At 40.7% G+C, this 26952-nt stretch carries 21 protein-coding genes and 1 tRNA gene; 16 read left to right on the top strand and 6 right to left on the bottom strand.

All coding sequences use genetic code 11. The annotated features are described in order from the left end of the window. The first annotated feature begins 10 nt into the window (after window positions 1–10). From OWEHO_RS13485 to trxA, 7 genes are all read left to right on the top strand, one after another. The gene (locus OWEHO_RS13485; protein WP_014203044.1) at window positions 11–2047 is read left to right on the top strand and encodes a M13 family metallopeptidase; all 2037 of its coding nucleotides are present in this window, start codon (window positions 11–13) and stop codon (window positions 2045–2047) included. 262 nt (window positions 2048–2309) lie between these two features. After that, window positions 2310–2978 (top strand): S8/S53 family peptidase, encoded by a 669-nt coding sequence (locus OWEHO_RS13490; protein WP_041627627.1) that lies wholly within the window; start codon window positions 2310–2312, stop codon window positions 2976–2978. Beyond that, the gene (locus OWEHO_RS13495) at window positions 2941–5211 is read left to right on the top strand and encodes a S8 family serine peptidase (RefSeq protein WP_014203046.1); all 2271 of its coding nucleotides are present in this window, start codon (window positions 2941–2943) and stop codon (window positions 5209–5211) included. Before OWEHO_RS13490 ends, OWEHO_RS13495 begins: the two co-directional genes overlap by 38 nt. Window positions 5212–5219: 8 nt before the next feature. After that, window positions 5220–6602 carry an RCC1 domain-containing protein gene (locus OWEHO_RS13500; protein ID WP_014203047.1) on the top strand — a complete coding sequence of 461 codons (1383 nt, stop codon included), beginning with the start codon at window positions 5220–5222 and terminating at the stop codon, window positions 6600–6602. A gap of 160 nt (window positions 6603–6762) precedes the next feature. Beyond that, window positions 6763–7044 (top strand): rhodanese-like domain-containing protein, encoded by a 282-nt coding sequence (locus tag OWEHO_RS13505; protein ID WP_014203048.1) that lies wholly within the window; start codon window positions 6763–6765, stop codon window positions 7042–7044. 22 nt (window positions 7045–7066) lie between these two features. Then, window positions 7067–7450, top strand: coding sequence for a rhodanese-like domain-containing protein (locus tag OWEHO_RS13510; protein ID WP_041628266.1), 384 nt, complete (start codon window positions 7067–7069; stop codon window positions 7448–7450). Further along, the gene (gene trxA / locus OWEHO_RS13515; protein WP_014203050.1) at window positions 7450–7743 is read left to right on the top strand and encodes a thioredoxin; all 294 of its coding nucleotides are present in this window, start codon (window positions 7450–7452) and stop codon (window positions 7741–7743) included. Before OWEHO_RS13510 ends, trxA begins: the two co-directional genes overlap by 1 nt. On the opposite strand, the gene OWEHO_RS13520 is transcribed toward trxA, so the two are convergent. The 3 genes from OWEHO_RS13520 to OWEHO_RS13530 all read right to left on the bottom strand — a co-directional run bounded on the left by OWEHO_RS13520 (window position 7744) and on the right by OWEHO_RS13530 (window position 11957). Continuing rightward, window positions 7744–8361, bottom strand: coding sequence for a polysaccharide deacetylase family protein (locus tag OWEHO_RS13520; RefSeq protein ID WP_014203051.1), 618 nt, complete (start codon window positions 8359–8361; stop codon window positions 7744–7746). 67 nt (window positions 8362–8428) lie between these two features. Further along, the gene (locus OWEHO_RS13525) at window positions 8429–8797 is read right to left on the bottom strand and encodes a hypothetical protein (RefSeq protein WP_014203052.1); all 369 of its coding nucleotides are present in this window, start codon (window positions 8795–8797) and stop codon (window positions 8429–8431) included. 85 nt (window positions 8798–8882) lie between these two features. Next, window positions 8883–11957: a glycosyltransferase family 117 protein gene (locus OWEHO_RS13530; RefSeq protein WP_014203053.1), complete on the bottom strand. Its 3075-nt coding sequence runs from the start codon at window positions 11955–11957 to the stop codon at window positions 8883–8885. Between the two features lie 207 nt (window positions 11958–12164). Between OWEHO_RS13530 and OWEHO_RS13535 the strand changes: the two genes are divergently transcribed. The 9 genes from OWEHO_RS13535 (at window position 12165) to OWEHO_RS13575 (ending at window position 22024) form a co-directional block, all read left to right on the top strand. Then, window positions 12165–12236 (top strand) — tRNA-Gln (locus tag OWEHO_RS13535). A gap of 175 nt (window positions 12237–12411) precedes the next feature. Beyond that, a complete protein-coding gene (locus OWEHO_RS13540) occupies window positions 12412–12750 on the top strand; it encodes a hypothetical protein (protein ID WP_014203054.1) in 339 nt (112 codons plus the stop codon). A 95-nt stretch (window positions 12751–12845) separates the two neighbouring features. Beyond that, a complete protein-coding gene (locus tag OWEHO_RS17990; RefSeq protein WP_014203055.1) occupies window positions 12846–15080 on the top strand; it encodes an ATP-binding protein in 2235 nt (744 codons plus the stop codon). A gap of 93 nt (window positions 15081–15173) precedes the next feature. After that, window positions 15174–17963: a leucine--tRNA ligase gene (gene leuS, locus OWEHO_RS13550; RefSeq protein ID WP_014203056.1), complete on the top strand. Its 2790-nt coding sequence runs from the start codon at window positions 15174–15176 to the stop codon at window positions 17961–17963. A 155-nt stretch (window positions 17964–18118) separates the two neighbouring features. Beyond that, entirely contained in the window at window positions 18119–18355 is a 237-nt protein-coding gene (locus OWEHO_RS13555) for a hypothetical protein (RefSeq protein ID WP_014203057.1), read from the top strand. A gap of 115 nt (window positions 18356–18470) precedes the next feature. Continuing rightward, window positions 18471–18719 carry a hypothetical protein gene (locus tag OWEHO_RS13560; protein WP_014203058.1) on the top strand — a complete coding sequence of 83 codons (249 nt, stop codon included), beginning with the start codon at window positions 18471–18473 and terminating at the stop codon, window positions 18717–18719. A 62-nt stretch (window positions 18720–18781) separates the two neighbouring features. Continuing rightward, window positions 18782–19594, top strand: coding sequence for a DUF3108 domain-containing protein (locus OWEHO_RS13565; RefSeq protein WP_014203059.1), 813 nt, complete (start codon window positions 18782–18784; stop codon window positions 19592–19594). 36 nt (window positions 19595–19630) lie between these two features. Next, window positions 19631–20608, top strand: a complete 978-nt coding sequence (locus OWEHO_RS13570) for a tryptophan 2,3-dioxygenase family protein (RefSeq protein ID WP_014203060.1) — start codon at window positions 19631–19633, stop codon at window positions 20606–20608. Between the two features lie 99 nt (window positions 20609–20707). Then, window positions 20708–22024, top strand: coding sequence for a peptidoglycan DD-metalloendopeptidase family protein (locus OWEHO_RS13575; RefSeq protein WP_014203061.1), 1317 nt, complete (start codon window positions 20708–20710; stop codon window positions 22022–22024). Window positions 22025–22027: 3 nt separating this feature from the next. On the opposite strand, the gene recJ is transcribed toward OWEHO_RS13575, so the two are convergent. The 3 genes from recJ to OWEHO_RS13590 all read right to left on the bottom strand — a co-directional run bounded on the left by recJ (window position 22028) and on the right by OWEHO_RS13590 (window position 26927). After that, window positions 22028–23746, bottom strand: coding sequence for a single-stranded-DNA-specific exonuclease RecJ (recJ, locus tag OWEHO_RS13580; RefSeq protein ID WP_014203062.1), 1719 nt, complete (start codon window positions 23744–23746; stop codon window positions 22028–22030). Between the two features lie 92 nt (window positions 23747–23838). Next, complete coding sequence (locus tag OWEHO_RS13585; RefSeq protein WP_014203063.1) at window positions 23839–24645, bottom strand: universal stress protein; 807 nt, start codon at window positions 24643–24645, stop codon at window positions 23839–23841. 2 nt (window positions 24646–24647) lie between these two features. Continuing rightward, on the bottom strand, window positions 24648–26927 hold the full coding sequence (locus OWEHO_RS13590; RefSeq protein WP_014203064.1) for an NADP-dependent malic enzyme: 2280 nt from the start codon (window positions 26925–26927) through the stop codon (window positions 24648–24650). Between the last annotated feature and the right edge of the window lie 25 nt (window positions 26928–26952).

The raw sequence follows: 26952 nt of genomic DNA on the forward strand, positions 1-26952 counted from the left end.
TCAATTTATTATGAATAAAAGAGTACTAGTGGCTGCAATGTCAGTCGTAGTCGTGGCTTGTCAACAGCCAGAAGTTGTAGAAGAAACTCCAAAAAAGTTAGGTTTTAACCTTGCAGATTTGGACACCACGGTAGACCCGTGTGATGATTTTTACCAATATGTAGCCGGTGGCTGGATGAAGAATAATCCAATCCCTGGTACTGAATCTCGTTGGGGAAATTTCAACATTTTGGTAGAAGAAAATAACGCTAAGGTGAGAGGTTTGTTGGATAGCGTAAGCGCTGCCGGAGATCTTAAAAAAGGAGAGTATGATCAATTGGTAGGTGATTTTTATACATCAGCCATGGATTCAGCTGCGGTGGAAGCAAAAGGTATTGAGCCGCTTCGCCCGTTTTTTAACCTGATTGATGGTTTCAACACCAATGAAGATTATTATCTATCAATGGCTGATTTGAAACTTAGAGGAATCAGAGGTCCGTGGTCATCAGGTGTAACAGTGGATGATAAAAACTCAAGTGCCTATATTTTTCAGGTTTCACAAAGTGGATTAGGCCTGCCTGACCGTGATTATTACTTGAAAGAAGATTCAGCTTCTCAATTTATTCAGCAGGAATATCGCAAGCATATTGCTGAAATGCTAGCATTAAGTGGTGTTCAAAATTCAGAAGAGAAAGCGGCTAAAGTGTATGACCTGGAAAAGGCAATTGCCCAAATTCAAATGAGCCGTGTGGACAGACGTGTGCCTGAAAATGTATACAACAAAATGTCACGGGAGCAGATTGTGGCTTTGGCCCCGGCTTTAAAACTGGATGCTTATTTTAATGGCCTTAATGTGAAATTTGACTCGGCAATTGTTGCTCAGCCAGATTATATGAAAGCCATTGGTGGTGTGCTAAATAATACATCGATTGAAACAATTAAGGCTTACGCCAAATGGCATTTGGTGCACGGGGCATCAGAGTTTTTGCCACATGCTTTTGTGCAATCAGATTTTAACTTTTACAATAAAACCTTGAGCGGAAGCAAAGAAATGAAGCCTAGGTGGAGAAGGTCTTTGAACACCATAAATAGTGGACTTGGTGAGCAATTGGGTCACCTTTTTGTAGATCGTTATTTCCCTGAATCTTCAAAGGCTGCTTTGGAAAAAATGGTGGAGGATTTACGTTCGGCTTACCGTGTGCGCATTGAGGGATTGGAATGGATGAGCGATTCTACTAAAGAAAAGGCTTTGACAAAACTGGAAGCCTTTAACTATAAAATTGGCTATCCAAACAAGTGGAAAGATTATGGTGATTTAGATATTACTGCGGATAATTTATTCCAAAATGGAGTGAACTTATCTGCGTATGGCATTAAGGAAAACCTTGAAAAACTAGGAAAGCCAGTAGATAAAGATGAGTGGTTTATGCCGGCTCATATCGTAAATGCTTACTACAGTCCTTCTTACAATGAAATTGTATTTCCAGCAGGAATTTTACAACCTCCATTTTTTGACCCTAATGGTGATGATGCCATAAACTACGGAGCTATTGGTGGTGTGATTGGGCATGAGTTTACTCACGGGTTTGATGATAGAGGTCGCAAATACAATGCTTTTGGAAACTTGGCTAACTGGTGGAATAAACTGGATATGCAGCGTTTTGAAAAGCGCACCGACAGAATGGTGAGTCAGTATGGAGAATACCAACCTTTGAAAGAAGTGTTTGTAAATGGTCGCCTTACTTTAGGTGAAAATATTGCCGACCTTGGTGGCTTGACTTTGGCGTATTACGCTTACAAAATGTCGCATGTAGATGGCAAAGATGAGCCAGCTCCAATTGATGGATACACTTGGCAGCAACGCATTTTTATGGGCTGGGGGCAAGTTTGGTCTTCTAATCAAACGGATGAATACTTGGGCAACCAAGTGGTGACTGATCCCCACTCGCCTGCTGCCTACCGTGTAAATGGCCCGATGAGCAACATGCCCGAGTTTAAAGCAGCTTGGGGATGTGAAGATGGTGACGCCATGGTGCGTCCAGATTCTGTGAAGGTTACCATCTGGTAATCCTTTTTAGAATTGTATAAAATGGAGCGGCAGCTTTCCTAAGGGAGAGCTGCCGCTTTATTTTGTTGAACGTACTTGGATTAAACTCAAGTTGCGGGTGTTCCAGATGCGAAGTTGAAGGGGGAGGAGTTGTGTTTTAGAAATTCCTTACATTCGAAAACCCTTTGACTTAAAACTTGCATAAACCATGAAAAATTGTTACCCCCCCCTGTTCTACAGGAACCTGTTAGCTTTAAAGCTATTTTTCACTCTTAACCTTGTCATGTTTTTCTGCTCACCTACAAATGCCCAATCAGAGCATGAAACAGCAGTATTCAATGGAACAACTTATTACAAAGTATCGGGAAGCTATTATTTACTTGACAATATCGGTCAGGAATTAATTCCGATTAGCTCTTCCAAAATCACATTGAAATATCAGGCGGGAGTTACTCAAACCCAGATTGAATCAGTTGAGTCTTCATTTAACCTTTCTTTTGAAAGAAAGGCTATGACCGGGTGGTATGATTATGAATTGAATTCCAGTACTGACTTAATTGAGCAAGTAACTAACCTGCAAGCCTCAGAGTTTGTTAAACTAGTCGAAGTATGCGGGCCAATACAATTTCAAATAGTGCCCAATGATAGCCTCGCTTTTCATGCACCCACACAGACATGGTATAATTGGGGTATACCTCAAACAGAATTGGATGATGCCTGGAATAAAACCAAAGGAGACCCTTCAATTGTTGCAGCATTTATAGATACGGGTGTTGATTGGTGGCATGAAGATTTTGCTCAAGCCACGGGTACGTCAGGGACGTTTTGGTTAAACACTGCTGAAGATGACTGGTTAGATCCAAACGACCCCAACAGCGGAGATAGTATTGATAATGACGGAAACGGGTTTATTGATGACTGGAGAGGTTGGAATTTTTTTTCACAACAATAATAATGTAGCTGATGACACCACCACTAATGCACACGGGACGGGAGTGGCAGGAATATTGGGTGCAAGGAGCAATAATTATATTGGTATTGCAGGAGTATCAGGTGGGTGGGGTAGCATCGATGGTGTAAAAGTAATGAATGTCAAGATGGGAGAGCCAGGAGTGGCAAATATTAATGCCAATGCCAACGCGTTGGACGATGCCATTGTGTATGCAGTAGAAAATGGAGCGCATATTTTGAACATGTCTTTGAGGGTTAGTACAAATTTTGTTTCTATAAATGAAGCTATTGAATTTGCTTACAATGACTCAAACTGTGTACTGGTAGCTGGTTCAGGCAATCACACAGGCACAGCGAATCCTGTAGATTACCCTGCAAACAACCCATTGGTAATATCAGTTGCTTCCACTAACACTCAAGACAGAACGGAAAATTGTGGTACCGGTCCTGACCTTGATTTAGGAGCCCCTGGTATTTCAGTACCTATGCTAAAGGTTAATGATGAATATGAAATTAATAGGGCTACTTCTACAGCATCCCCCTTTGCCGCAGGTATTGCAGGCCTTATGCTCTCCATAAACCCCTGCCTCGACAATGAAGAAGTGGGTAATGTGCTTAAAAGAAGAGCCGATCAGGTACATAAAAACAATCCCATTAATCCCTACAATTACAATACTGTTCAAACAAAAACAGGGCATTCAAATATGGCGGGCTACGGCCGTGTAAACGCTAAACGAGCCGTAAACACAGCCGAGGCCATGAAGAAAAACACCTTGGATTTGTACATCAAAGACCATTACAGTGATTTTGGATTCCCACAGAGTTACCCTGACACTTCACGCTTTGATGATTGGTCAGACATCTGGGTGCGAAACCAAGCCGATGGTAGAGATAGTCTTCAAATGGAAGAAATAGAATACTCTTCTGCCAGCCCGGCTTACGTGTATGTAAGGGTGCGCAACAAAAGTTGTGTAGCCTCCAATGGTTCAGACACCCTCAATTTGTATTGGACTAAATCATCTTCAGGCAATTCGTGGCCTCAAAACTGGGATGGAACGGACACTACCGTAGGAAATATTATCGGGAGCGTGCGGATACCGCCACTGGCTGCGGGTGAGGATAGCATTTTTGAATTTCCCTGGACCATTGTTCCTCAAAATGTAAACCATTGGGGAATATGCCTTATGGCCCGTATTGCTTCATCTGCCGACCCCATTGTCCCCAATCCCGACCTCTCTGTTGAGATACGGAGTAACAATAACATTGCCGCCCGAAATCTTAAGGTGATGGATATTTTTCCGGGCAGAGAGCATCCCTATTTCGAGGGGAAAGAATATCCTTATGGAATAAAAATTTTGTCGGGCACTTTTGCCAATACGCCAGCGCTGCCCGTAGAATTACGGTTTGATGTGCCCTATGGAATTACAGGAGGCACTTTGGTAGAAGAAGCCGAAATCAAGCTTTTTTTGAGTGAGGAGCTTTGGCAAATATTTTTGAATACTTCGTCAAGCGACAGAGAAGGGATAGATGTGGTAGGCGAAAAAGAATTGCTGATTACCTCGCCTCATGCCCGAATACGAAATCTGATATTTGATGAAAATGAACGGCATTGGTTCTTTTTTGGCTTCAACTTTTTGACCGAAGAAGTAACCGAAACCTACAGCTATCGCTATCATATCACGGAGCTGATTGACAATGAAATAAAGGGGTCGATGAACTTTAACATAAACCGTGAACCACGCGAAGAGTTTGAAGCGGATGCTGGGCCCGATCAATACATTTACCAAGGGCAAAGTACACAGGCACAAGCAGTAGATATTAATGAAAATGCCACCTACAATTGGTATGACAGCAGCGATAGTTTAATTTATTCGGGCAAAACCCCTACGCTATCACCCACCGTTACCGAACAGTACAAGTTGGAAGTAATAGCCGAGGCTGACCTGTATAAAGATTATGATGAAATGGTGGTGCAAGTAAACCCTTATGCTATTACGGCACTCAACCCAAATCCTGCCTCTACCAACCTTACCATTGATTATGATGCTGATGAAGCCAACTCAGCCTACCTGATTGTACAACCTGTAGTTGGCGGGGGGAGCAATAATTATATTATCAGTACCTCCCAAAATCAGACTTCGATAAACGTGAGTTCATACGCACCCGGAGTGTATGCCATACTGTTGGTGTGTGATGGCATAGTGGTGGATTCTGAAATGTTAACGATTCAATAAAGAAAGTCATGAAGAAGTTTATTGTCATAGTTACAATGTTTTGTGGTATTTCGGTATGCAAGGCACAAAGAATTGATGGAGGAGGAGGACACGGTATTGTTAAGTGTAAAGATGGATATGCCTATACAGCAGGGTATAATGATAAAGGGCAACTTGGTATAGGTAGCTCGTCATCGGAATTTACTTTTACACAAGTAGCTGGTCTGTCACTAATTACGGACGTGGCAGCAGGTGCTGAACATACGTTGGCACTTGATACAGGCGGCAATGTTTGGGCTTGGGGTGATAACTCGTATGGTCAATTATGTGACAGTTCATATGTGAACCGAATTATGCCTCACAGAGTTGCCGGAGCTGATAAAATCTTATCCATAAGTGCAGGCTGGCGCTTTTCTTTGTATTTACGAGAAGATAGCACGGTATGGGCTGGAGGTGAAAATACAAACGGTCAAGTAGGTACACAGTCACCTCCATATTCGGTTAATTATCTACGTCAAATTTCAAATCTCAGTGACGTTATTGCGATTTCGGCTGGTTTCAATCATTGTTTAGTATTAGAGGCAGATGGTAGCGTGTGGAGTTGGGGTTTTAATAGCTACGGACAACTTGGAGATGGGACAACAAATACCAGTATTATTCCTGTACAGGTTCAGGGTCTCAATAGTATTGTTGCTATTGAAGCTGGGTGGAGTGTTTCGTATGCGATTAAAAATGATGGAACTTTATGGTCATGGGGAGCTAATTATCATGGCCAATTGGGGACAGGAAGCCTTATGGGATCCGGTGTAACTTCCTCCCCTCAATTAGTTGTGGGTTTGGATAGCGTATCAATGATAAGATCAGATGTTGATTTTACATTAGCTCTGAAGGAAAAAGGAAGTCTTTGGGCTTGGGGTAAAAATTTTCACGGCCAGCTTGGGGATAGCACAAAAGCTGATAGAAACATACCCACAAAAGTAAAGAACCTCGGCAGCGTTGTTGATGTTGGGGTAGGGTCGGCAGTAGGATATGCTATTAATTCTGTAGGAGAAATTTATTCATGGGGAGCCGGTCCAGAAGGAGCTCTTGCATCAGATACAATCACCCAAAAACTCACTCCATCATCCATCACACCCATAGCTTGTAACCCTGTTGTTTCCATATACGAGCAAAAAGCCCACAAGACAAGTATAAAAGTTTACCCGAACCCCACCCGTGGTTTTGTAATAATGGAAGGAACTGAGGGCACTAAAATTGAATCTGTTGAAGTGTATAATACCACCGGGATTTCTGTAATGAAAGTGATAGAGCCGGAAAATCGTATTGATATTTCGGGTTTGCCCAAAGGCATTTACTTCATACAATGTGAGGTAGATGGTGAGGTAGTGGTACAGAAAATTATGAAGGAATGAAGGAAGTCACTTTCTGGTAGTCCTTTCTAGGATTTGATAAAATGAGCGGCAGTTTTCGAAAGAAAGCTGCCGCTTTTTGTGTGGCGTTGTCTGTGACTTTGGTTACCAAAACCATTTGCCGAAAATCTTACTTTTGAATTCTCAAAAAAATAATAGAAGAATGAAATCATTAAGTGAACTAATAAACGATCCGGCTACTCACCTTATAGATGTGCGCGAGCCTTATGAAGTGGATGAAGTAAGTGTGGATGGTGCTGAGAATATCCCAATGGGAGATGTAGCGGATGAGCTGGAGAAGTTTAAAAGCATGGAAGGAAACATAGTGGTATTCTGCCGCTCGGGTGGTCGTAGTGCCAGCGTAATGCAGTTTTTGCAACAAAACGGTGTAGAGAATGTTACCAACGGTGGTGGATATGCTGATGTTCAGGCTCACCAAAAATAAAATCACGTTAAAAATATACAACATGAAAAAGTTAGTGTATCTAATGTTTCCAATGCTGGTTTTTATGGCATCATGTGGAGCTCAGAGTACTGGTGATAAGGATGTGACCGTGGCTGAGGCTCGGGAAATGATAAAGGACGATAAAGTTGTAATCATTGACGTGCGCACACCCGAAGAGTACGAAAAAGGACATCTGGAAGGGGCCACTTTGATTAACTTCTTTGGTGATGACTTCGATCAAAAAATTGCAGAGCTTCCTAAAGATCAGGAATACTTGGTGTACTGTCATTCTGGAAACAGGAGCGGAAAGGCAGTAAAGAAAATGGAGGAAGCTGGCTTCACTAATACTCACAACATGACAGGTGGCTGGTCTAGCTGGTCTGCTGAGGTAGAAAGTAAAAAGTAATGGCTGGATTTAAAGAAATTATCAATTCAGATAAGCCAGTGCTGATTGACTTTTTTGCAGAATGGTGCGGCCCTTGCAAAACCTTGGCGCCTATTCTCAAAGATGTAAAGCAGCAGCTTGGGGATTCTGTAAAAGTGATAAAGATAGATGTGGATAAAAACCCACAATTGGCTGGAAGCCTAAATGTACAAGGTGTACCCACTTTGATGATTTATAAAGATGGCCAAATGAAGTGGCGACAAAGCGGGGTGCTTCCTGCTGCTCAGATCGTCAATCAAATTAAGAATGCATAATTAAAGGGCTTCCATCCGGAAGCCTTTTTCTTTTAGGTATTCCAAGGTTTTGGGAAGGGCTATTTGTAAGCGTGGCCAAGCCTTTACACTGTCGTGAAAAACGATAATAGACCCAGGTTGTATGTGTTTAACCACATTTTGATAACATCGCTCACCATCGATGGAAGTATCAAAGTCACCACTCAAAATGTCCCACATTATAATGTTATAATCCTGTTTTAAGGCTTTGGCTTGTGACTTTTTTATTCTGCCATAAGGCGGACGAAAAAGTTTAGTGTCAGCAAGTAGATCCTGGCAAGCTTTTACATTTTCCAAGTAATCCTTGGTAGTGTGCTTCCAGCCATTGAGGTGATTGGAGGTGTGGTTGCCAATGCTATGTCCAGCGTCTTTTAGCTGCTGATATACACTCGGGTTGTCGGCTACATTTTTTCCGATAAGGAAAAATGTGCCCAAGGCCTGGTGCTTTGCCAATTGCTCTATTACCCAATTAGTGATTTCTGGAGTCGGGCCATCATCAAAAGTTAGGTATACTACCTTGTCCATTGCTGGTATTTCCCAGGTTAGGTTTGGATAAATAGCCCTTAGCCACCAAGGGGATTTGATCAGGTAGTTTCGCATCGTGTAAAATTAGGTGAAAACAAAAAAAACTCCGTACTGGGCGGAGTTTTAGCAAATTGAATTTGATTTAGTTTTTCTTTCCCTTCCAGGTTCCTTCAAAATCTTCACCGATATGATTCCAGGTCCCAGACATGGAGTTTCCACTAGCTTGTCCAACAAATCGAATCCGATTTCCGAATAGTTCTACTGTGGCATCCACAGCACCAGATTTACTGATTTCTCCCTCTCCTGAAAATGTGAAGAACGGAACAGAATCTGAAACAGCGGTTCCTTCTGCCTTGCCTTCATCATCAATATTTATAGTCCAACTTCCTGTGTCGTCTCCAGTATAGGTCCCTGACCAGTTTCCTTCATACTCCTTGTACTCCGATTTTTTACAAGAAAATAGTAGGGTAGAAACAGTGAAGAGTGCTAGGATTGCTTTATTGAATTTCATTTTTAATGAGGTTTTAGTTTGATACAAAGAAAAATAAAAAAGCCCCGCAAAATGCGAGGCTCTCATATAAAATAGATGTTCTTAACTATGCCATCCCTAGCGGTCTCAACGCAGCCTGATAGCGTTTAAAAAATTCAGTATCCTGCATCTGCTGCATGTTTTTGCCTTGATATTCATATTGCTGAACCATACGAATCAACATTTGGTAGTAACTAGCTGCAGAGCGAGTTTCCTGCTGTACTTTAGCGCGGTCGTCACCTTTAAACTGCTGATAGTAGGCAAGCTCTTCATCTAGCCTGTCGGCAAAAAGATCAACAATTGCACGTGCCTTTTCAGTTGCACCAGCTTTGTAGTATCCTTCAATCATACTAAAGATAAAGTAGTTTAATTCAAACTTCTCTTCAGGCATAATTTCCATACCTCTATCAAGCACCTCAATAGCTTTCTCTTTTTCACCTTCGTCCACAAGTTGATTTGCTAATCGTCCAAATGTATTTCTAAGGTTATAAGAAAGTCTGCGGTTGGTTTCGTCCAAATATACCCCAGGAACTTCCATATTTCCATACTCAAAGTTGTTCATCAGGTTATTATACATGATGTCAGTATTGGGCTTTCCAAAGTCAGTAGAACCTTTAGGCGTTTCATTTTTTACAGGAACAAAACGGTAAGCCAATCCTTCAAGTTGGAAGTAATCTTCTAGCCAAAAGAAGGATTTGCTACTGTTTCCTACAGTTACACTAAAGTATATAGGGCGAGACCAGTCGTTATTTGCAATAAGGTCTACCACCATTATGTCTCTTTTAGAAAGCAACTGAGCATTTAGATCCCAATCGATATAATCCAAAATACGGCTGGTATCTTTTTCAGAAACCACATTATTGGCCAATACTTCACTTTTGTCAATGTCTACACGTACCTGCTTGGTAGGGTAGTATTGAAGCTGGTTTTCACCGTATTTGAATCGTGTACTAGGATCATCACTCTTAATCCACTTGATTAAGTCTTCAACGCGCCATCTTCCTTTTACGCGAGGATCTTCGCGGAAGTAAACTACATCGCGAGTTCCTTGCTTGTATTGATCGTGTTCAAAGCTAAATGGAACCGGAGCGGCTTCATAAGCAGCACGTTTCATTTGGTCGATATACCAGTCTGTGTTCAAAAGACTAAGGTTTACAATACGCACATCAGTACGATAGCCTTCTATTTCCTGGATATACCAAAGCGGGAAGGTGTCATTATCACCATTTGTAAATAGTATAGCATTTGGCGCACAAGAGTCTAGATACGCTTTTGCAATATCTCTCGCGGTATATCTATTAGAGCGGTCGTGGTCATCCCAGTTTTCTTTGGCCATTATGGCTGGCACTAAAAGTAAGCAGAGCGCTGAGGTAGCAATTGCACTTCCATTGCCTTTAAACTTCTTGGCCAAGATTTCATAAATAGCTTGAACGCCAAGACCAATCCATATAGCAAATGCATAGAATGATCCAACAAATGCATAATCACGTTCACGAGGTTCAAAGGGTTTGTGGTTGGTGTATATCACAATCGCAATACCCGTCATCAGGAAAAAGAGCGTAACCACCCAGGCATCTTTCCAATCTCGCTTAAAGTGGAAATAGAGACCAATAATTCCTAAAATAAATGGAAGGAAATAGTAAGTATTTCGTGCAGGGCTATTTCTATCGTGATATGGGAGATTGCTCTGGGGTCCTAAGCGAATGGCATCTATAAAATCGATACCGCTTAGCCAGTTCCCTTGAGTTACCTCATAATGGTGCTGGTCATCATTTTGGCGCCCGGCAAAGTTCCACATAAAATAGCGCCACCACATGTGGCCGATTTGATAGTCAAAGAAGAATTTTAGATTTTGACCAAAGGTGGGCTTCTTCTCTTTATTCTTTATACCTGCAATTTGCATGTAGTTTTTGATGTGCCCGGGATCATCACTCCACATACGTGGGAAAAATCCAGTGTGACTTTTTGCAAAGTTTCTTACACTTCCTTTTCTGTCGTCAGAAACAACATATTTACCCGCTTCTTCGTCTTTTTCGTAAATGGGTGTACCATCAGTAAAAGGGGTTCTTTGATCCAAAGGAGCGTTAAAGTACTGACCATACATTACTGGCCAATCTCCGTATTGATCACGGTTATAATAGGCCAAAAGTGAAAGTGCATCTTCCGGGTTGTTTTCGTCAATTGGCGTGTTTGCATTAGAGCGTATAGCCAGAGTAACAAAGGTTGAATACCCGATGATGATAAAAAGTATTGAAAGAATAAGGGTATTCCACAAAGGGAGCTCTTTTTTGCGGGTAGAAATCAATCCAAAGCCAAATGCTGCTGTAAGTATCAGTAGCATAAAGATGGTTCCTGTATTAAATGGAAGGCCGATTGAGTTTACAAAAAAGATTTCCAGTTTACCAAAACTGTTTAGAATAAGCGGAATGATAACGGCAAACACTACACCTAGCACCACTACTGCGATGGCATTGTAAAGTATAAACTGACGCATGTTTTCTACTTCTTTATTTTTAAAGAAATAAATCATCACGATAGCTGGAATGGTAAGGAATACAAGAATGTGAACACCAATAGAAAGTCCAGTCATGTAGGCGATAAAAATCAACCAACGTCCAGCCTTCGGGCTTTTCTCCACTTCATTTTCCCATTTTAGAATGGCCCAAAAAGCAATGGCCGTAAATAGGGAAGACATGGCATACACTTCACCTTCTGCAGCTGAAAACCAAAAACTGTCGCTAAAAGTGTAGGCAAGTGCACCAACAGCACCTGCGCCAAATATAGAAATCATGCGTGCTTGGGTAAGCTCACCATGATGTTTGGAGAATTTTTTGCCTAATGCAGTAATGGTCCAAAACAGGAAAAGAATGGTAAAAGCACTACTAAGTCCAGAAACCATATTCACCATATAGGCTTGTTGTGTCACATCGCCAAAGGCAAATTGCGCAAAAAAGTTACCCATAAGCTGAAAGAAAGGAGCGCCTGGAGGGTGTCCTACTTGGAGCTTTACAGCGGTTGAAATATATTCGCCACAGTCCCAGAAACTGGCGGTGGGCTCTAGGGTAGAAACGTAAGTGAATGCTGCGATTGCAAATACGATCCAACCGATGAGGTTGTTGAGTTTAGAATAATTCTCCTGCATTGTCAGAATTTTATGTGGAGTGGCGAATTTATAAAAATAAGGGTACGGCAAATCTCAAAATACTGTTAAACACACTTAATTATATGTGAAGGTGCTTTTTTACCTTTTTTGTAAATTTATGGGGTCAATAAAAAAGAGTTAAAAAATTAAAGGCAAATGTTTGGTAGTTTCAAAAGGCTGCTTATTTTTGCCGCCCAATTCAACGGATGCCCTATCGTCTAATTGGCAGGACAGCGGTTTTTGGTACCGTCAGTCGAGGTTCGAGTCCTCGTGGGGCAACTTCCACAAAGCCTGAAGCAAAAGCTTCAGGCTTTTTTGTTTTCTATCGTTTTACAGTCTGCTCAGTCAAATCTCCCATTAGTCGATAGAAATCTTATACTTGTCTAATTTCGCTTTTATCGTGTCTTATTATTTTTCACTTTTGATGTGCTAACCCCTAAAAATCTAAATTGTCATGAACACATTGAATCTGAAGTGGCTTCGCCTTGAGCTAAAAAATGAAGAGGCACTTTCTAGTCGTTATTCCATCATTCACACGCAGTTTGCGAGGTATTCATATCTAATAGAAGAAGGATATATTCTAGGGATTTTTAATGCCAGCAATTACGAAAAAGATATTCCTCATGGCGTTATGTATATCCAAACGGATAGTCCTGAGTTTTATCAAGCGTGCATCTCTAATTACAGTAATGATTTTCACGTTTCAGAGCTTACTCCATTTTTTAGCTTACCTACCAATTATAGATTGGCACTTGGTGTAAGTGTAACTTTCAAAAATCAACATTCGGCATAGGGGTGCAGAAGGAGGTGTGTTAACTCAGGGTTTACCTTGGCTTAATGTAAGATCGGTAGTTTCGCGAAGAATACTCTCGTGAAACTCTTTACTCTATGAAAAAACTGAAGCGGTTCCTCCGCTCGTTTCGCGTACGCGTGCTTATGAGTTTTGTAACGCTTAAGCTTATTTTGCTTGTTTGGGTGGTTGCATACATTCATATCGATGCCAGGCAAAACTCTTTAGCTTCTTTATCAAAAAGCTTTGATACACTTGAACAAGCATTTATTGCTAGCAATGTAGGTTTTCAAAGTTTTCTACTTTCTGGATATCGTGAAGATGACTTTCATCTTACGGGATTTTCGAAGGGGATTGATGACTACATAGCACAGCAGGATTTGCAAACTGATTCCTTGCGTCAAATGATTTATGCATTTGAGGACAATGATCTTTCCGGTGAAAATAATCTGTGTACGTTAATTGTGATGAATCAAAACCTTAAGAAGTCGTTAATGACGCTCAAGGGTTTGTACTTAAAAAGAGGATACGTGGATTATGGAGCTGAAGGTGATATGCGTTTAGTGGCGCATGCTCTCGAAGACTCTACTTCTTTAGCTAAGGAGCAGATACTTCAGCTAAGAAGACATGAAAAGGATTATTTGTTGAGAGGCAAAATGGAGTATGTGGAGGCTTTTAATTTTTTAATAAATAAGTTGAAAAATAATGTTCCCATAAGCAGTAAAGCTAAGAATGACCTGCAATCCTATCAAAGAATGTTTAATCATTTTGTGGGGGTGGAAACAGCTTTGGGCGCACACCAAAATACTGGAGCTTATAATGATGTAAGGGTTCAAATTGATTCCATAACTCGAGCCCAAAAGATGTTAAAGGAAATGGTGGAATCTCAGATAAAAGCCATGTCAGCTGACTTCAAGCGCATGCTTTGGCAGGTATCATTGGTTGCTGTTGTACTTGCTCTTGTGTTGAGTATTTATTTTTCTTCAATGCTTACTGAGGATATTAGAGTTCTTAATTCAAGGGTTTTTGCTTTCAAAAAATCAATGTTTAAAACGGTCCCACCGGCTATTGACGATGCTAGAAGTCTCGAAGTAGGGTATCTAAATAAGAATTTAGACGGCATGATGAAGGAGCTGAGTTTTACCTTAAAAAGTTTGAAGGTTGATAAGGTGCGTGCGGAGGAAATGTCAAAGCAGAAAACCCTCTTTTTGACAAATATGAGTCATGAAATACGTACGCCCCTCAATGGAATAACTGGGATGCTTCATGTTTTAAAATCTACAAACCTTACTGATGAACAGCTGGAGCAGATTGAAATAATGGATTACTCCGCCAACCATCTAATGGAGCTTGTTAATATGATTCTTGATCAATCAAAAATCAATGCAGGACAGATGAAGGTTGAGAAGGTGGAGTTTGATCTGGATGGGGATATTAAAAAGCTTAAAAAAATATTTGAACACAAATGTGGAGAAAAAGGCTTAAGCATAAATGTGGAGTTGAAAGGCGATACTAGTCACAAATTGGTTGGAGATCCTTTGCGCTTGCAGCAGGTTTTAATTAATCTGGTGAATAATGGTATCAAGTTCACCGATTATGGTGGAATTGAAATAAAGATAAGTGAGGAGAGTAATGATGGAAAGCATCAAGTTTTAAAATTTGAAGTAAGGGATACGGGGATTGGAATTGAGCAGGATCAGCTTGCTCGCATATTTGAAGCGTTTGAACAGTCTGATAGTTCCATTACACGAAAGTACGGTGGCACTGGGCTTGGGTTGGCGATTTCAAGTGACCTTGTAAAGTTGATGGGCGGTGAACTTAGAGCTACAAGTGAGGAGGGGAAGGGATCAGTTTTCTTTTTTACGCTAAGATTTGAGCTTGGCGCTGAAAAGAAAATATATGCACCGAGCCTCACTAAAACTGAAGCATTGAGGAACGAGGTGCAAACACCCAAAATATTGCTAGCAGAAGATAATATTGTGAATCAAAAAGTGCTAACTCTCATGATAACCCAAATGGGAATAGAGGTGGTGCTTGCGGATAATGGAGAGGAAGCAGTATCTAAATTTATGGAGGAGGATTTTGACATTGTTTTGATGGATTTACAAATGCCAAAGATGGATGGTTTGGAAGCTATGCGTTGTATAAAACAATCCAACAAATATATTAATAAGCCTGTGCCTGTTGTGGCCGTTACTGCCAATGCGTTTAGCGAAGACCGAATGAGAGCATTGCAGGCAGGCATGGATGATTATTTATCAAAACCAGTAAAACCCGCAGATCTCAAGGGACTTTTGGTAAAGTATTTACAATCCTCAACCCTCGTGGTTTAGCTTTTAGCTAAAGCTCACAAATAAGTACACCAGAAAGTCTGACTTTACTTGCGGTCTTGCTAAATTCGCGCCTCAATAGATTTTAGCAGCGTTATGGATTACAATTTTCAGGAAATAGAGAAGAAGTGGCAGGAATACTGGGCAAAGAACAGTTCGTTTAAAGCGGAAGAAAGCTCTGAAAAACCTAAGTACTATGTGTTGGATATGTTCCCTTACCCATCTGGGGCGGGTTTGCACGTAGGTCACCCACTAGGTTACATTGCTTCTGATATTGTATCTCGCTACAAGCGTCACAAAGGTTTTAATGTATTGCACCCCATGGGCTACGATTCTTTTGGACTGCCAGCTGAGCAATACGCTATCCAAACAGGGCAGCACCCTGCGATTACCACCGAAGAAAATATTAAGCGCTATCGCCAACAGTTAGATCAAATCGGATTTTCATTTGATTGGTCGCGTGAGGTGCGTACTTCTGACCCTAACTTTTACAAGTGGACACAGTGGATTTTCCTCCAGCTTTTTAATAGTTGGTATGATGCTGCTGCAGATTCTGCAAAATCCATAGAAACCTTGGTTCAGCAATTTGAAAGCAAGGGTAGTGAAGGTATAAATGCTGTTACTTCAAATGAAGAAGGCTTTACAGCTGAAGCTTGGAATGCGCTAAGTGATATTCAAAAAGAAGAAATACTTCAAAAGTATAGATTGGCTTACAGGGCTGAATCTACGGTAAACTGGTGCCCAGCTTTGGGAACTGTGTTGGCCAATGATGAAGTGAAGGATGGCCTTAGTGAACGCGGAGGACATCCCGTGGTCCAAAAGAAAATGATGCAATGGAGCTTGCGAATTACGGCTTACGCTCAACGTTTGTTGGACGGTCTGAATGAAATCGATTGGTCAGAATCGTTGAAAGAATCACAGCGTAATTGGATTGGAAGATCCGAAGGAGCGAGTGTACATTTTGCATTAAAAGATAGAGAAGAGAAAATTGAGGTTTTCACCACCCGACCTGACACCATTTTTGGCGTAAGCTTTATGGTGCTGGCGCCCGAAAACCCATTGGTTGATGAAATTACTACTGAAGCTTACAGAAGCTCAGTGGATAAATATAAAGTACAGGCAGCTAAGAAAAGTGAGCGAGATAGACTTGCTGATGTGAAAACCGTAAGCGGTCAATTTACCGGTGCTTACGCTGTGCATCCCTTTAGCGGGAAAGAATTGCCGATCTGGATTGGTGACTATGTTTTGGCTTCTTACGGAACAGGTGCAGTGATGTCCGTTCCGGCTCATGATAGTCGTGATTATGCTTTTGCAAAATATTTTGATCTACCTATTTTACCAGTAGTGGAAGGTGGAGATGTTTCTAAAGAATCTTACGATGCCAAAGAAGGAAAAGTGATAAACTCTGATTTCCTGAATGGCCTTGACGTAAAAGAAGCGGTGGCAAAAGCTATTGCCAAAATTGAAGAAGAAGGTTTAGGAAAAGGTAAAGTAAACTTCCGTTTGCGTGATGCGATTTTTGGTCGTCAACGTTACTGGGGAGAGCCGATTCCTGTGTATTATAAAGATGGTGTGCCGCATTCTGTAAAGCAAGAACATTTGCCGCTGGAGCTTCCTCAGGTGGATGCGTATTTACCAACCGAAGATGGTGAGCCGCCTTTGGCTCGCGGCCAAAACTGGAATTACGACCCTGAAAAAGGAGTAGTGGCCAATGGGGAAGGATATCCACTAGAACAAACTACGATGCCAGGTTGGGCAGGTAGTAGTTGGTACGATTTGCGCTACATGGATCCCTTTAACACAGATGCCCCGGTAAGCGAAAAAGCCGATGACTATTGGCAAAATGTAGATTTATACATTGGTGGTAGCGAGCATGCCACAGGTCACCTTTTGTACACGCGTTTTTGGCATAAGTTTTTGAAAGATCAGGGAATCATTTCTCAAAATGAGCCTTTCAAAAAGTTGATCAATCAAGGAATGATTTTAGGAACTTCTGCCTTCGCTTACCGTGTAGAGGGTCAAAATAAGTTTGTTTCCAGAGGTCTTAGAAAGGATTATAAAACTGTTCCAGTTCACGTAGATGTGAATACGGTAAATGCTTCTGATGAGATGGATGTTGATGCTTTCAAACTTTGGAGAGATGATTTGGCTGGAGCTGAATTTGTTTCGGAAAACGGAAAATTCCTGGTAGGGCGCGAGGTAGAGAAAATGTCCAAATCAAAATACAATGTGGTAAATCCTGATGATATCATTGAGCAATACGGTGCAGATACCTTGCGTATGTATGAAATGTTCCTTGGGCCATTGGAGCAATCTAAGCCATGGAATACTGCTGGTATCACTGGGGTTCATGGTTTCTTAAAAAAGCTTACCCGCCTTTATAAAAATGAAGCAGACTGGAACATTAGCGATGAAAAAGCTGATGATAAAGAGTTAAAAGCGCTTCACGTTTTGATTAAAAAGGTAAATGAAGATATTGAGGCATTCAGCTTTAATACTTCAGTAAGTGCTTTTATGATTTGTGTAAACGAGCTTGGTGCACTTAAGTGCAATAAGCTCGAAATATTAGAACCACTAGCTGTGCTTATTTCTCCTTTTGCTCCGCATTTAGCCGAAGAACTCTGGACTGGCTTGGGGCATGAGGGTGGTATTTCTGTAGTACCATTCCCAATTCATAACGAAGACTACCTTACGGAGAATAGCTTTGAATACCCAGTTGCCTTTAATGGTAAAATGAGGTTCAAAGAAGAGCTTTCTTTGGAGATGGCCAAGGATGCTGTAGAAAAACACATTATGGGTTTAGAAAAAACAGCAACATATTTAGATGGTAAATCACCTAAAAAGGTGATTGTTGTGCCAGGTAAAATTGTAAATATCGTAATGTAGATTTATAACTTTATTTAAACATTTTAAATCTAAATTACTGAGCGGCAATAGGTTTTGATATTTGTTTATCGCGTTGTCTCACAGTGTTTTAAAGTTTGTTTTTTCATGATTTAAGTTGGATTTTTGAGCGTGCTAAATTGCTCTGAACAGCATTCATGAAAAAACCGCTCAACTTAAGTTCATCAGAATCAAAAGCTACCCTTCGGTTTAATATTAAGGAGAGTGTGAAGATTGTGATTAAGTTTTTGGGAATCACTACTTGGATAGTAATATTCGCAATGACTTTACTTGAGATTAAGCAATACTATAATATTGATGTAATTCCTGGAGTAAATACCTCCATCGAGGATTTACATAGTGCAGTGTTTAGCGGTGTTTCAAAGTTTTTCTAGTATTTTTTTTCGGTTTTGGACTGGTGGTTTTTTCGATAAGATGTTAGTTATTTCGTTGTGGCACAGTCTGAATGAGTGTTAATAATACTATCTTTGAACAGCAAAACAAACACAATTGAATTCATCAGTTTCACATAAAGTTTCTTCAAAGACGGAAGTATCCGTAAACGAAGAGCAGGATAGAAAGCTTATTTTTTGGGAGACGGTAAATATTGTGTTTAAAACAACAGGTGTGGTTACTTGGTTTTGTATTCTGCTTCTCACAGTTTTGGAGGTTAAGCGTTATTTTAATATTGACTTTATCCCGGGCTATAACAGCGCTGTGGACGATGTTTATAATGCTGTAAGGGCGGCAATCTTCTAGCTAAAACTTTCATTCTACTTACTTGGCACTCATTTTGTATTTTTCATGTAAAATGAAACTACATGAAGTTGCTAACTCTTTTAATTCCTTTTTTCTTTTTACCCTTTAATGTTGCAGATGGCGGTGATGCTACCTTAGCTAGCGAGCAGCCTGCTTTACGCGAGATTTCCAATAATGCTTTTAATAAAGGGGAATATCTAAAATATAGAATCCATTACGGTATCATTGATGCAGGTATCGCTGAACTTAGCGTAAAAGATATCACTAGTAAAAACGGGCGACAGGTTTACCATATGGTAGGTAAGGGTAGAACTACTGGAATGGCGGAATGGTTTTTTAAAACCAGAGACATATATGAAACCTATATTGATGCAAAGGCCATAGTACCATGGGAGTTTGTGAGAGATGTGGATGAAGGAGGATATAAAATTAAGCGTCATGTATTATTCGATCATGATGCCAATACCGCAAAAGATATTCTAGAGAAAAAGCCGAAGGACTATAATGTACCTGAAAATGTGCAGGATATTTTAAGTGCTTTTTATTATGCTCGCTGTGCTGAAACTGAAAATATGAAGCCAGGAGATATGTTGCCCATAGAGATCTTTATGGATCATGAGATTTTTCCTTTTCAACTTAAGTATCTAGGAACCGAAAGGATGAAAACCGAATGGGGTTATATTGATTGTAAGAAATTAATTCCTGTAGTGCAAGAAGGGCGTGTGTTTAGAGAAGAAGAAGGTCTCACTCTATGGGTAACCAATGATGCTAACAAGATTCCAATCCGGCTTGAGGCAAAGCTTGCTGTGGGTAGTATAAAGATGGATTTGATGGACTTTAGGAATATCCGAAATCCATTGCAGTTCAAAAAATAAGATTCTTTAATTTGCCGCCCCTTAAAAGCACACGTTATGGATATTAATGAAGAAATCAATCAGCGCATAGATTTACTTGCGAAAAAGTATCATGCCAGCGGGCAGGAATTAGTAGCCTACCTGGATGGCTTGCTGTACGCTGATTACAACACATATTGGGACTATATTCACCTCGATACACTTCTTAGTCTTCAAACTCCTAAAACGCAGTTTCCGGATGAGGAGATTTTCATCATGTATCATCAAATCACCGAGCTATATTTTAAGCTTTCTCTTCATGAAATGAGGCAGCTTTCTGAAAAGGAAGATTTGACAGTTGATTTTTTTGAAGCCAGGCTAAAGCGCATCAATAGATACTTTAGCGCACTCACCCATTCTTTTGGAGTGATGGAGAAAGGGATGGATCGTGAGGACTTCTTGAAGTTTAGAATGTCACTCATTCCAGCAAGTGGATTTCAATCAGCACAATATCGCAAGATTGAAATATGTGCTACTGATATGATTAATCTGGTAAATAAGGATTTGCGGGAGGAAATGCGGGTGAACGATGCTGGCATTGAGGAGATGTACGATAAAATTTACTGGAAATGGGGCGCGACAATTGATAAGACTGGCGAAAAAACTCTTACCCTGAGACAGTTTGAAAGGAAGTATACGGAGGAGCTTATTCGTTTAGCAAACAATGCTAAAGGAGTAAATCTCTGGCAGCTTTATAAGCGATTTAAAGAAGAGGGAAAAAACCATGAAGGAATAGAGGAGCAACTAAAAGCCCTTGACCTTAATGTAAATGTAAATTGGCCTTTACAACATTACCGAACCTCTGTGGCTTATCTGGCCCAGCGTCCGCATGATGTAAGTAGCACCGGGGGAACCAACTGGCAAAAGTATTTGCCACCACGTTTTCAAAAACGAATTTTTTACCCTGAGCTTTGGACTGGTAAAGAGAAGGAAGAGTGGGGTAAAAAATGGGTAACGGACGTGCTTTCCGAATACGGTCCTAAGGCAAATAAATAGTATCGAAGCTTTTAAGGATCTAACCCTCTGTTAATAAGAAAGTAAGAATTCATACATTTGCTCACTGTCACACATTTGAATTAATTTTTTAGCACATTGATGAAGAAGAAAATCACGCTGTTTGCCGTGCTTGTAGCCGTAATTGTCGCGGGTATATATTTCACTAAGTTTTATTTAAGTAAAGATCTTGCTGCTCGTCCACAAGATGTGGCTGTGGACACCACTGACGTAAAGGAATTAACCCCGATGGTTTATCGTTTTGGTCTTCCAGTTGATTCATTTGAAGTGCTAGAAGGTGTAGTGAAAAATGGTGAGAGTTTTGGTAACATTCTTTTGGCCAATGGAGTGGGGTACAGTGTTATCAATAAAATTGCTACAGATTTTAAAGATGTTTTTGATGTAAGATGGTTGCGAAGTGGAAAGCCTTACTCACTTTTTTGCGAAAGCAATGACAGCAGTCGTGTTGCCAAATACATGGTGTATCAGTCTTCAGCTGTGGAGTATTATGTATTCGATTTGCAGGATTCGGTAAATGTGTATTCTGGTAAAAAAGATGTGACCACAAAGGTGCATGAAGTATCTGGCGAAATTAATTCATCGCTTTATCAAACTCTCGTAGAGAAAGGAGCTTCAGTAGGAATTGCAATGAAATTGGCCGATGTATATGCCTGGAGTATTGACTTTTTTAGAATTCAAAAAGGGGATTATTTCAAAGTGATTTATGAAGAGAAATATATTGACGACACTGTGAATGTTGGTGTAGGGCGAATTATCGCGGCTGATTTTAATCACGGAGGTACATCGTTTTATGCTTTTCATTTTGATCGTCCTGATGAAAATTACTCTGATTATTTTGATGAAAATGGAAAGACTTTGAGAAAAGCCTTTTTGAAAGCACCTCTTGATTTTTATCGTATTTCCAGTCGCTATAATCCTAAGCGTTTTCATCCTGTGCAGAAGCGATGGAAAGCTCACTTAGGGACGGATTATGCTGCACCAACCGGGACCCCAATTATGGCTACAGCCGATGGTGAGGTGATTGCTGCGGCTTATACACGTGGTAACGGTAACTACGTAAAAGTTCGTCATAACTCTACTTATACTACGCAGTACCTGCACATGAGTAAGTTTGCCAAAGGCACCAAGAAGGGTAGAATTGTAAAGCAAGGAGATATAATTGGTTACGTTGGTAGTACTGGTTTAGCCACTGGTCCTCACGTGTGTTACCGTTTTTGGAAAAACGGAAAGCAAGTAGATCCGTACAGTCAAAAGTTGCCAGAAGCAGATCCAATCAAGGAAAAGTACAAAGCCGATTACGAGGCCCAAATGACGGTATTAAAAGCACGTTTGGACAAATTACCTGTAGAAGGTGCCGAGACGGATCCCGAGATTCATTTGGCTTCAGTTGGTGGGTAGTTTCTAAAGCTCTTCTGTTAACTTAATATCTTTCAATCGTATTTGTAATGTAACCTTTCCGTTGAAATGATTTTCTTCGATGTGGTAAGCTATGGATATTGGTTTTCCTGATTGGAGTAGAGGCAGCTTGTCGGCCATTCCAAACCCTATTCCTGTAAAACTTATTCCTGAAGAAGGGTCTTTGAGTACAACTCTTAAATGAGTGCCATCGCCACCAACTGGTTTGCTAAAGCCAGTATCCGAAAGATTGTCGGTTCTAAAAGTTGGCTGCATATTGGCAGGGCCAAAGGGTGCAAATTGCTTTAGCACATTATAAAACTTGTCGGTTAATTCTGGGAAAGTGACAGTGGCGTCAATTTCAATTTCTGGTGTACGTTGCTCCGGCTTTATGGTAGATTTTACCACTTCCTCAAACTTATCCTTAAACTCTTGAAACTTGTCTACAGGCAAAGTCATTCCTGCAGCATACATGTGTCCTCCAAATTGCTCTAAAATGTCGCTACAACTATCCAAGGCATTGTATACATCAAAACCTTTTACCGAGCGGGCAGAGCCAGCAAGCACGCCTTTACTTTCAGTAAATACCACGGTGGGTCGATAGTAGTTTTCGATAAGGCGAGAAGCCACAATTCCGATAACTCCTTTGTGCCAATCCTTTTCAAAAACTACGGTGCTATATCGATCGGTTTCATCAAGGTCTTGTATCATTTTTAGGGCAGACTGAGTGATTGAACCATCTAATTCTTTACGTTCATTATTATGATCATTTATAGTTTTAGAGAGCTCTTCGATCACAGCTGGATCTTCTCCAGTAAGAAGCTCTACGGCAAGGTGACCATGAGAAATTCTGCCTGCAGCATTTATTCTTGGCCCCAGCAAAAACACCACATCTGTGATGGTCATGGTAATGTCTTTTTTGCCTGCAAGGTCTTTTAGAAGAGCAATCCCTGGTCGGGGCTGCTCATTTATCAACTTAAGGCCATAAAAAGCTAATACACGATTTTCACCATTTATGGGAACAATGTCGGCACCTATGCTTATCGCTAAAAGGTCAAGCAGGCACGTCCATTCGGAATCGGGAAGTTCCCATTTTTTACAAAGGGCCTGTACTAATTTGAAGCCCACACCACAGCCGCTCAATTCATCAAAAGGATAATTGCAGTCCTCTCGTTTGGGATCGAGAACAGCAACGGCCTCAGGTATTTTATCTCCCGGAAGATGATGATCACCAATTATGAAATCAATCCCTTTGGAGGAGGCATATTCTACTTTGTCAATGGCTTTTATCCCACAATCCAAGGCGATAATCAGGCTGATGTCATTGTCTGCTGCATAATCAATTCCAGCAGTAGAAACGCCATAGCCTTCTTTATATCGATCGGGGATGTAAGTGTCTAAATGCGGGTAGTGATTTTTTAGAAAGGAATGAACTAAAGAAACAGCTGTGGTGCCATCTACATCGTAATCTCCATAAATTAAAATACGCTCCTCATTCTTAATTGCTTTTTCGATACGCTCCACGGCTTTGTCCATATCCTTCATTAGAAAAGGATCATGAAGAGAACTTAAGTTGGGGCGAAAAAAAACCTTGGCAGCGTCAAAATCATGAATATCGCGTTGTGCTAATAATCCACATAAGGTGGGATTTATACCTAATTGTTGTTGTAGGTTTTGAGTGGTTTTAGCGGAAGCTTTGGGTGCGTTCGTCCAACGATAGTTCATGGTTGTGAATTTGCGAAACTCTAAGATAAGGGATAAAAAAAGGAGAGACCAACAATTGTGAGTCTCTCCTTAAGTCAAAAATATATTTGATTCTATTTTGGTTCGTGTAGAGCCAACATAGGAATATTAGTATGGTAGGCAAGCTTTGAGGTAAGGCTGCTGCGGAATAGTCCTTCAAAGAAACCATAACGCTTGGTGATTGCTGTTACCATGTCTGCATTTTTACTCTGGCAATATTCCAAAATATCCTTGTCCAGATTATCTTTTTGAGCCAATACAGCATAGCTGTGAGGTACATCGCTAAGATGGGTTTCCAAAAAGTCACGGCTGCCTTCTTTTACGCCACGGTCATCCTGAAAATGCAGGATGTTAATTTTAGCTCCGTAAATATTTGCGAAGGCTTTTAACCTCAATAATGGACGTTCTTTTTTGCGAAGATCCATGTCGGTGGCTAGCACAATGTTTTTAATTTCCTTTACCTGAGAGTTTGGAGGAATTACTAAAACAGGAGTGTCAATGTTTTGAATAACAGAAGCCGCATTACTACCAATCAAAAGCTCTTCGATGCCGCTCGCGCCTTTGGTTCCAAGCACTACAATGTCAATATTATGTTTTTCACACAGCTCTTTACTCAGTCGGATAGGGTTGCCCAAGCTAACCTGCGTTTGAAAATCTACACCGGAAGAGGATAAAACTTTAGCCTCAAATTCTTGCATGTGCTTGTGTGCAATGTCTTTCATTTCATGAAGCAATGAAGTGGTCATGCTACGTTCAGAATAAGGCACGTCATAGGCATGAAAAGCTACAATGCTACCCTTGGTGCGTTTTGCAATATCAATGGCAAACTCGGCTGCCAATTCAGCATTTTCGGAGAAATCGGTTGGGAATAATACTTTCATTTTTACTTAGAAGATTTTGTTTTTCGCGTTTGTGCATCTACCGAAGCTAAGGTAATCATATTCACAATTTCGCGCACGCTACTTCCCATTTGTAAAATGTGTGCTGGCTTTCGTATTCCGATCAAAACGGGGCCTAAAGCTTCAGCGGCACCCTGTGATTGAAGCATTTTGTAAGCAATATTTCCTGCAGCAAGATTTGGGAAAATAAAAGTGTTTGGCTTGAATTTTACCAAATCACTGAATGGAAAAGTTTCGTTGAGAAGTTCATTGTTCAAAGCAAAGTTGGCTTGCATTTCCCCATCCACAATTAGGTCTGGATGATCTCTTCTCAAAATCGCAGTGGCCTTTTGCATTTTCACGGCCTCTGGCTGGTTTGAAGACCCAAAATTACTGTAAGACAGTAGAGCAATTTTAGGTTTTACATTTATCCTTTTTAAGATGGTGGCTGCTTCTAGTGTTATGTCCACAATTTCTTCGGCCGTTGGGTTTTCATTAATGGTGGTATCAGCAAAAAACATCGGTCCCTTTTTGGAAAGCATGATGTACATACCCGATACTTTTTTTGTATCAGCATCTGTTCCTATAAGTTCAAATAGAGGCTTCAATACCTCGGTATATTTTCGGGTTAAACCCGAAACAAAGGCATCAGCTTCCCCAGCTTCAAGCATTGCTGCACCAAAATAATTTCTATCTCTAACCTGTTTACGAGCATCAAAAAGTGTAACTCCTTTTCGCTTGCGCTTTTCAAATAGTAACTGAGCATATTTTTCTGAGAGGTCTGGACTATCAAATGTGTCAAGTATAGGAAGGTCTTCGATGCCTAGATTGTGCTCTTTTATCAATCTTTCTATAATCTCTCTCTTCCCTAGAAGTATTGGTTTCGCCAGATTTTCTTCCACCGCAATTTGAGCAGCTTTTAGCACTTTCAGGTTATCACCTTCAGCAAGCACTACGCGCTGTGGTTTGCTGCGTGCTTTTTCTTGTGCTAAGCGAATAAATTTGTCATCACGACTCAGTCTGCTGATGAGTTCTTCTTTATAACTATCCCAATCTTCAATATGAATTCGAGCAACGCCACTGTCCATTGCGGCTTTGGCTACAGCTGGAGATACTTTGTATATAAGACGAGGGTCAAATGGTTTTGGAATGATATAATCTTTCCCAAACTGCATGTTATCCTGATTGTAGGCCATGTTTACTATTTCGGGAACAGGCTCTTTTGCTAACTCAGCAATAGCATGAACAGCAGCCAATTTCATTTCCTCATTTATTTTCTTGGCACGAACGTCAAGAGCTCCTCTAAAGATAAAAGGGAAGCCAAGCACGTTATTCACCTGATTAGGATTGTCAGATCGGCCGGTAGCCATTATGATATCCTTGCGTGCGGATGTTGCTTCTTTGTAGCTTATTTCTGGATCAGGGTTTGCTAAAGCAAAAACCACTGGGTTTTTAGCCATGGACTTTACCATCTTTTGGCTCACTACACCACCTTTAGAAAGCCCTACAAATACATCAGCATCCTTAATGGCGTCTTCTAAGGTTTCGAAATTGGTGTCTGCTATAAATTGTTTTTTCTCTTCCGTAAGATTTGTGCGCGATTTGCTAATAACTCCTTTGCTGTCGCACATTATAAGGTTTTCGGGCTTTACACCACAAGAAATATAAAGCTTTGCGCAACTGATGGCACTGGCTCCGGCTCCATTAAAAACTACGCGAACATCTTCGATGTTTTTATCTACAAGCTCAAGTGAGTTGAGAAGTGCCGCAGCGGTAATAATAGCCGTTCCATGCTGGTCGTCATGCATTATGGGAATGTCCAATTGTTCCTTCAGCCTTTGCTCGATTTCAAAGCATTCTGGTGCACTGATGTCTTCAAGGTTTATTCCACCAAAAGTTGGCTCCAAAGCTTTTACCGTTTGTATAAAAAGTTCAGGGTCTTTTGCATTAAGCTCAAGATCGAAAACATCGATGTCTGCAAATATTTTGAAAAGAACGCCCTTGCCTTCCATTACGGGTTTACTGGCTTCCGGGCCAATATCTCCCAGACCTAAAACAGCGGTACCATTAGAAATTACTGCAACCAAGTTTCCTTTAGCAGTGTATTTAAACACATCGTCCTTATTGTTGCTAATGGCTAAGCAGGGATCTGCAACGCCAGGGGAGTAAGCTATGGAAAGGTCTCGCTGGCTATTACTTGGTTTAGTAGGAATCACCTCGATCTTTCCTGGGCGGCCTTCACTATGGTAGTCGAGTGCATCTTGCCTTTTGATTTTCTTGGGCATGATTGTATATTTTTAGTAAAACTAA

The sequence above is a fragment of the Owenweeksia hongkongensis DSM 17368 genome (genome assembly GCF_000236705.1).
GTDB lineage: Bacteria > Bacteroidota > Bacteroidia > Flavobacteriales > Schleiferiaceae > Owenweeksia > Owenweeksia hongkongensis.